4 protein-coding genes are annotated in these 8,714 nt (G+C 50.7%); all 4 read right to left on the bottom strand.

The genetic code is table 11. The features are described 5' to 3' along the window. Positions 1 to 1,081, bottom strand: a 1,081-nt coding sequence (locus ACTIE6_RS15255) for a carboxypeptidase-like regulatory domain-containing protein (protein ID WP_439557457.1), incomplete at its 3' end; no start/stop codon positions are given. Between the two features lie 313 nt (positions 1,082 to 1,394). Beyond that, the gene (locus ACTIE6_RS15250; RefSeq protein ID WP_439557456.1) at positions 1,395 to 3,872 is read right to left on the bottom strand and encodes a hypothetical protein; all 2,478 of its coding nucleotides are present in this window, start codon (positions 3,870 to 3,872) and stop codon (positions 1,395 to 1,397) included. 42 nt (positions 3,873 to 3,914) lie between these two features. Further along, positions 3,915 to 5,591, bottom strand: a complete 1,677-nt coding sequence (locus ACTIE6_RS15245; RefSeq protein ID WP_439557455.1) for a RagB/SusD family nutrient uptake outer membrane protein — start codon at positions 5,589 to 5,591, stop codon at positions 3,915 to 3,917. Positions 5,592 to 5,612: 21 nt separating this feature from the next. Then, positions 5,613 to 8,672 carry a SusC/RagA family TonB-linked outer membrane protein gene (locus tag ACTIE6_RS15240; protein ID WP_439557454.1) on the bottom strand — a complete coding sequence of 1,020 codons (3,060 nt, stop codon included), beginning with the start codon at positions 8,670 to 8,672 and terminating at the stop codon, positions 5,613 to 5,615. Positions 8,673 to 8,714: the final 42 nt, after the last annotated feature.

Below are 8,714 nucleotides of genomic sequence, written 5' to 3'. Positions count from 1 at the left end.
TGGTGAGCTGCGAGCGCAGGTTTGTACGGAAGTTGTAGCCCGTTTTATCGTTTTCGATCACTGTGCCCTGCTCTTTGTAGTAGTTACCGGACACATAGAAAGTAGTTTTATCCGAACCTCCCGAAAGCGAAACATTGTGGTTGTTCACAAACGCGGTGCGGAATGCTTCATTCCACCAGTTCGTGTTGTTTTTCAGGACCGACGGGTCGCGCGGGTTGAAAGTTTTCTGAAAATCAAACAGTTCCTGCGCATTCATCAGGCGGAAATTACCTGTTGTCGCCTCGGCCCAGCCGAAGGTATTATTAAAGTTGATCTCGGTTTTACCTGCCTTACCCATTTTGGTATTGACAATAATAACCCCGTTTGCAGCGCGTGAACCGTACAAACCGGTTGCCGCCACGTCTTTCAAGACGGTAACGTTCTCCACATCAACCGGGTTATAGCTACCGTCAATGTTCCCATCGACCACGTACAGCGGCGAGCTGTTTGCTGAAATTGTGCCTGATCCGCGGATTACGATCCGGGCCGGACTGGTCGGGTCACCCGAGTTGGTTGAAACGACAACGCCAGGCGCCTTTCCCTGCAAAAGGTTGGGCAGTTCGTTGGAAGTCACGTCGCGCAGCTTCTGACTGCTGATTGTAGATACCGAGCTCGACAGGTACCTTACTTTTTTGGCTGAATAACCCACAACTACCACTTCGTCCAGCCCTTTGGCGTCTGATTCGAGAATAATATCAAGGTTTGTAGCTCCTTCCACCACCACTTCTCTCGTGGTGTAGCCGATGAAGCTGAATGTAAGCGTGGTGCCGGGATTGGTGAGGTTAATGCTAAATGCGCCGTCGATATCGGTGGTGGTACCTTTGGTGGTCCCTTTTTCAACGATGCTGACACCGGGCAGTGCCTCGCCCTCGGCAGAGGTTACCTTGCCGGTTACCGTGTATTCGGCGCGTTTTGATGTTGCTGCTGCAAGCTTTCCCGTGCGTAGACCAGGATTGGCAGCCTCGGCAGGTTCCAGTCCCATGTACAGCGACAATGCTGCAATGACGGGGATCCTGAATAAGTTTTTGTATCGATCTTTCATAACCGAAATGGGTTGGTGAGTGTGAAGATTTTAAGAGTTTAGTTAAAAAACAGGTGCGTTTATCCCGGAACGGGCACAGATGCGGCAAACTTCAATGGCGTAGTGCAGATGGCGTCATAGGCGAATAGTTTAATTTTGAATTTATATTAAAGTAACCGGCGGTAATGTAATTAAATTTTAAGTATTCTGATTTTTGAAGAATATTATTTTGACATTCTACAAAAAACTTCCATTTAAATTACCATTGAAAATGCCGTAAATACAAAAAGTGTGCACGTGCACACTTTTTGTATAAGTCCGAATGAAGTGAGTCCTACTTATAGTCCAGCCATGTAGTTGCCTGACAGTCGGCGTCAGCTTTGAACCGGATCCAGCGGGATGCAAACTCTTTGGGGAAATCAAAATTGAATGTCTCGCCCGGCTTTACTGTGAAGGTTTTGTACTCCATCCAGGGACCGTTTCCAACCGGATCTGCTTCAAGGGTGAATGTAACAGGCGCTTTTGCATTGTGGGAAAGCGATAATTTCTTCTTGTCGTAAAAACTGATCAGGTAAGGATCGGAAGATTCACCTGCTTTCACTTTCGTGTCTTTCCACGGACCGCCGTGACCGGTTGGTTTGCCCAGCTTCCACAGATCGTCTATTGCACCTGCCCACACAGCCGCTTTTTTGTCATTTGAAACAATAATATGGTTGTTTTTAGAGACTTTGTTGGCATCCAGTCCCGTCATCACCAGCAAGCCGCGGTAGGAAGCATAATCGTTAATGCGGAAGTTGTGCGAAGCAACTGGGCGGATCTTGGCATAACCGTCTGCATTCTCGGCGGGCAGCTCGTAAAACGTTCCGTGGCAGTTGAAAAGGTCGCGCTCGGTGGCTACCTCGCGACAAATCCGCAATGCGCCCTCGTTTGTCAAACCTGTGAATGCATCATTCCCCAGCGGCAGCCGCCAGCGTCTTCCCTTATCATCCACCACCAGCACCGAAGAAGCGTCAACCGTAACCACTTTCTGCGGGATAGCAAATTTGGTTCTTACAAAATCCAACGTTTTCGCATCGTCTTTTCGCATCAGTTTCATATCTGCGTCCAGCTCGTAGTAGCCCGTTTCCTTCGGTGCGCTTCCGCTGTAATCCATCGCAGCCAATGCCATGGTGCGGCGGTTTTCGCCCAGTCCGTAGATCAGCCCGCCCATGGTTTTGGCATTGGAAGAAAGCGACAAACCGTTGAAAATAGCATCGTGCGTACCCGTACGCTGGTCGGTGTCCGAGTAGTAAAAGTGCGCAGTAACATTCGTGGCAGTTGCGGCTTTCAGCCTAATCCACTCGCCCGTTTCTGCATTTGTAAAATCAATGCGTTTGGCGCCTTTCGCAGGTACTGAAACGGATTTCAATGCAGACCAGCTCCCTTTTCCATTCTTGTCAACTTCCAAGGCAAAGCTTACTTCACTATCTCCATGATTTTGAACCCAAACCGACCTCTGCGGCCAGCCTGCAAACAAAAACGGCTCTGATAATTCGCCTGCTTTTACATTTTCCTTCAACCAAACAGAACCTTCGGCTGTATTCGGTCCGAGTTTATCGGGCTGATCGAGTGAGGTAAACCAAAGGTTGGAGTTAGACTGGCCGGGACCTTCAATGCCGCCTTTCGCTTTTCTTTTGTTCAAAAATTCGCGTTGCGCCGAATCATCGCAGCCGAACACGAGCTGATCATTCCAGCGGGTATAATCGCCGATTACTTTCAGGTAAGCCGAGCGTGGACGTATTCCCCTGGCATTTTCGGAAGTGAAAGTACCCGGAAACTGCCAGAACATACCGTGCATCGTCATCAGATAATCAGGCTTCGCGGCTGTCCCCACGTCCCGGATGCGCGGCCATTCGGTATTCCAGCCGTGCGCACCGTCGTAGGCGTGACTGGCTTTTGGCAACCTGTAAAAAGTCCATTTCCCATTGTCGCGCACACCCAGCAGCACCGACTTATGGTCCCAGCCCGTCGCCCAGATCGGGTCCGTTGCTGCATTTTTATTTCCGTAAATACCTCCGGGGCCAGTCACTTCCACAAATTGGTTACGGCGCACTACCTTCCAGTCTTTCCCGTCCCACTCCGCCAGCACACCCGATTCAATATCAAAGTCAATCTCGGCGCGTTTTCCAGGTTCACCGTTATTGGAATAAACCACTACGCCCTGTCCCGAGTAAAAACCCTTTCCGTGCGTGCCAGGAAGCAATCCTTTGAACTGGTAAGTAGCTTTATCAGCTGCTTTGGCTCGGTCCACATTCCCGTCTTCGTAAAGCATGGTCGGTTTCAGCGAAGCAACATCTACTTCGTAAACACCCTCTTCCATGGTACCGTAAAGGATTTTATTTTTAGGGTCGGTCAAATGCCTTGCATTGCCTGTGTGCCTGCCGGGCATTTCCTTGTAAGGTATCACCCGCACATTGGACTTTTCATCAATCGCATAAGGCCCGATAAAAAGCTGTTTGCTTTCATTGTGGATCATGCGGTTGGCCGGGGTACCACCAATACTACCAGGGAAAACGGCCTGTTTCAAATCCGCGCTGATCTCATACAACTTATCCGAAGAACCAAAAGGCAAATGCGGGCCGTAAGTAATGACCCAAAGCTTGCCCGCCCAGGGTACCACCGCCCCCGTGCCGCATTCGCCTTCATTGTTGTACATCGCCAGGTGCGGGTAAATCCCGCTGAAAGACGGTTTGCCTTTGAGCTGCGCCTTTGCAGCATGCCCGCAGAGTACCAGCCAACCCAGCAACAGGGTCAGGAGTGAATATCTTTTCATCAAAACAATCATTAAGCTTATTGGAAATGGAAAAAATGAAAACTAGTAACCGGGGTTCTGCGTGACGTTGGTATTTACCCTGCGTTCCACAGCCGGGATTGGCCAGAGGTATTGTCGGCTTTTGTCAAAATTCCGCTGCGCGAGCACTTTTACGTCGGTACCAAATCCCGAATAATCGGCGATACCATCTTCATCAAGCGGCGTTACACCAGGGAAAGGCCATTTGGCGCGGTTTTGTGCAGCCGGATCGGGCAGGCCGATGACGGGGCGGGTAAGTACTTTCTCGGCGAGCTTCCAGCGGATCAGGTCCATGTAGCGCAAGCCTTCGCGCGGAAATTCCACGCGCCGCTCCCGGCGGAGAACTTGTCGTAATGCATTCGCGCTGGTGGCGGTTACTGCCGGATACGATTTGGTATCTTCAACCGCTGCTCCGTAAGCCCGCGCCCGAACCAGGTTAATCGCGTTCAAAACGGTGGCATCAATTTCACCCAGTTCGATCTTTGCCTCGGCGTATGTGAGCAATATTTCTGCATAGCGGAATATGATTGCGTCATTGTCTTCCACGAGCCTGTCCGCCCAGGTTTGGTCAATGCCTTTTTTCCACAAAAATCCTGTAAAACTTGCGAATGCAGCTACTGCACGGGTGTCTTTGTTGGGTACCTTCCTGTTTTCCTTCGAACTGAAAACCTGTAAAGAGTCCGGGTGCGGCGTATAATTGTAGCCCAGCCATTGAGTGTTGAACTCGACTACTGTGGCTGTGAGGCGGGGATCGCGGTTTGTAAATGGGGCTTTCGGATCGTACAGCGGCGATTCGTCTATCGGTTTTCCGTCAATGCATTCATAAGCGTCGACAATATCCCGGGTGGGCAACTGTGCGCCGAAGCCGCCTGCATTTCTTGAAATATTATCCTGCACATAGGCCGCATTTCCGAACACCTGCTGTTTCTCGTCGCGTGGAATACTGATAATCAACTCCTTGCTCATTTCCCCAGCCCGGGTAAAAAGCGGTGCGTAGCTCGGATGCAGCTCGTAGCCTGCGCCTAAGTCCATAATTGCTTTCGCCGCATCGCGTGCGATCGCCCATTTGCCCATATACAAAGCAGTACGCGACTTAATGGCGAGCGCGGCTCCTTTTGTCAGCCTTTTCGTCTCCGCCGCCGCGTAGGTAACCGGAAGGTTTTGGGCTGCAAAATCAAGTTCGGAGAAAACAAATGCAAGTATCTCATCTTTGTTCGTCCGTGCGACCGTATACGATTCTTCCAGCAGGAGCGGCTCGGTAAGCAGCGGCACATCGCCGAAATGCGTGATCAACCGCGAATATTGGTAAGCGCGGATCAGGCGCATCTCTGCTTCCAGCCTGAGGAGCGTCGCAGCAGGTGTGCTGGCAGCTGCACGGTCTTTATTGGCTATAAAAGAATTGGCGCGTGCAATTGCCTTGTAGGAATTGAGCCAGAATGTCTGCACAGCTGCATCGTCGGCATTCATCGTGCCGCCGATTACTGCATTGGTAAGCTGGGCGCGGTGCCACTCATTGTCGCTGAAAAGCTCATTGTCATTCGACCAGAATGCAGTCCTGTACAAATCGTTCACTGCCAGTTCAAGCTCCGTCTGGTTGGAATAAAAAGTACCCGTGGAAGCTTCCGATAAAGGGTTAAGATCCAGTGTGTGACAGCCCGAAAGTGCCGTCGCCACGAGAAAAGTAAATGCTATTTTTTTCATGAGGTAAATGCCGGGTTGGGTTTAAAAACGAATGGTTGCGCCTGCCATGAGCGTGGTGACGATCGGGTAAGAATAGCTGGCCGATTCCGGATCGAGGTACTTTGGAAATTTGCTCAGCGAGAAAATATCATTCGCCGACAAGTACAACCGCAAACTCTGCACACCCGCTTTTTTGATCATATCCTGTGGCAAAGTGTAACCCAGCGTGATGTTCTTCACCCGGAAATAACCCCCATTGATCAGCCAGTAATCCGACAGCGTGTAGTTGGCTGCATTGGAAGTACGCGAGAGTCGCGGGTAAGTCGCACGCAGGTTTTGTTCAGGCGAATTGTTGGCACTCCAGAACTTGCCCACCATATCCGCGGGCATATTGCCAAACGCTTCTGCAAAAGGCTGCACCGCGTCACTGTTCAGGCGAGACAACTTTTTAGCAACTCCCTGAAAACTCACCCCGAAATCAAACCCGCTATAATCTGCCCGCAGGTTACCGCCGTACAAGTAGCGTGGTAAGGCGCCTCCGAGGAGCACTTTGTCGTCGGTTGTGATCTTTCCGTCTTTGTTCACATCCACATACCGCACGTCGCCCGGTTTGGTGGTCACATTCAGCACCGGCGCTCCGGTAATTTCATCCGGCGTCTGGAAAAGCCCGTTGGACAAATACCCAAACCACTCATTGTACTCGCTTCCATTGCGGATAATCTGGTCGCCGCGGAACTCCGTGCCTCTCAGGTCGCCAACGGTCGATTTGGCATCTGATAAATTTGCGGCTACCGAGTATCCGATTTTGCCAATCCGGTCGCGCCACGCTGCTTCCAGCTCCCAGCCTTGTACTTTTAATGTACCTGCATTCTGGTTCGGTTTGTCGAAACCTAAATACAATGGAATATCGAGCGGGAGCAGGATGTCGGTAGTCGTTTTCTTGTAATAATCCGCCGCAATGGTCAGCCTGTCGTTCAGGAATGCTGCATCCAGACCAAAATCAAGCGTCCTGCTCGTTTCCCAGGAGATATTTTCAACAGCATAAACCTGTTGCCCGCCGCCCGTCAGCGGCACTACGCTGCCGTTTTGGTAAAAGAGCGCGGTAGTAAAATCAATGGTCGCCAGGTAAGGATAGTAAGCCGGGTTATTGTCTTTATCGAGCAGCCGCTCATTGCCCGCCTCTCCCCACGAACCTCTCAGTTTCAGGAACGAAAGCCAGCTGCTGCCTTTCATGAAATTCTCTTCGGAAATGGTCCACCCTGCCGATACGGAGGGGTAAACCGCTCTCCGGTAAGCAGCCGCAAACCGCGACGAAAGATCGGAACGAAGGTTACCTTGCAGGAAATACTTGCTCTTATAATTGTACTGCACTCTCCCAAAAAACGAATGCAATCCTGATTCATTAGCACGGCCTGAGTTGTCGCGCAGCTCTGTGGAACCCGAATTCAGGTAAGGAAAGCTGGTCAATGCAAAGCCACTTCTTGACGCAGTAAGCTCTTCCAGCGAGCGGTAATTTTCTTCAAAACCTGCCAGTATATCGATGGTATGTGCGCCATTGATCTCCTTCACGTAGTTGGCAAGCAGCTGTCCATTGATACTTACCGCTTCCGAACGGCCTTCGGTAAGTACCGTGCGCGCCTGGTTCACAATGGTACTTGGCGTTCCGTCAGGATTGGTATAGCGGATCTGTTTGGAGAAATACTTGTTTTTATCAAGATCAAAAACTGGCGCTACCAATGCAGTGACCGTCAGTCCCACTACCGGCTTGTAGTTGAATGAAATCCGGCCTCCTATCTGGTTGGACAAGCTTCTGGTAAAACCACCGTCGCGCAGCTTGGCAAGCGGGTTTCTTCCATCTTTTCCGAATGCAAACCTTCCGTCCGAATACACATCGTCGTAGATCGGCGGCATGACCCTGCCTTCGTAGATCGGGTTAAAGTCACTGTTAGGCAGCTCATTGGCATTTCCCTTGTTGTTTGTTCTTTTATAAAAAACATCCAGGTTTACACCAATTTTGTCGTTCACCTGCAAGTCGTTATTGACCCGGAAGAGGTAGCGATCGTAAGAACGGTTGTCGTAAAACGCGCCGGCACTGGAATAGCCCAGCGAAGCTTTGGTTTTGATCTTGCCGGTTCCCATTGTAAACACCAGATCGTGACGCTGGCGCGGCGCATTTTTGCGGGTGATCAATGCGCGCTGCCAGTCTGTATTCGGGAATTCGTCGGGATTCGCCCGGTTATTTACCAGGTATGAATCTATAAAAGCCTGCGCAAATGGTCCCGTACTTGCGCCGTCGTTGGTGGTTTGTTCATTGAAATACCGCATATAATCCTGCACACCCACATATTCCGGCATAGCGGTTGCCCGCTGTACCCCGTATTCATAGGTATATTCCAAACTTCCCTGTCCGTTCTTCGCCCTTTTTGTCGTAACCAAAATCACCCCTGCCGCGCCTCTTGACCCATAAATGGCGGCCGAGGCTGCATCTTTTAAAACGGTAATGTTCTCCACATCACCCGGATTTACATTATCAATGCTGCTGACCGGTACACCGTCCACGATCACGAGGGGATTGTTGGTACCAATGGTAGTAATACCCCGGATCAGAATATTGGAACCTGCTCCCGGCGCGCCGCTGCTGCGTGTAACCGACACACCCGCTATACTGCCCTGCAATGCTTCGGAAACCTGGATGGTCTGCCGGCCGGCTACTTCCTTAGAGCCGATGGATGAAATGGCGCCGGTCAGATCCTTCTTCCTTTGTGTACCATAACCTACCACCACTACTTCCGATAAAGCATTATCTTCCGGCTTCATGGTAATATCCAGGGTGGATTGTCCCGAAGGAGATACCTCCTGGCTCTGGTAACCTACAAATGAAAACGTGATCGTGACCGGGCCCTGGTCAGGAATAGTCAGCTTGTATAAACCGTTGGCGTCGGTGGCTGTACCGCGCTGGGTTCCTTTAATAACGATGCTCACACCGGGTAACTCCTTTGCAGCCTCGTCTGTAACTTTGCCGGTCAGCTCCCTGGTTTGCGCCATCAATGGTGTAATTCCAAAGAGCAACATGACAAAACCTAGTAGAGTTTTTTGTCGCATATTTTTCTGATATTTAGGTTTAGCCCAGATCCGCGGATCTGG

It is taken from the genome of Dyadobacter sp. (assembly GCF_051859145.1).
GTDB lineage: Bacteria > Bacteroidota > Bacteroidia > Cytophagales > Spirosomataceae > Dyadobacter.
The sequence above is the reverse complement of the archived record's forward strand: the minus strand, read 5'-3'. Positions and strand labels throughout refer to the sequence as shown.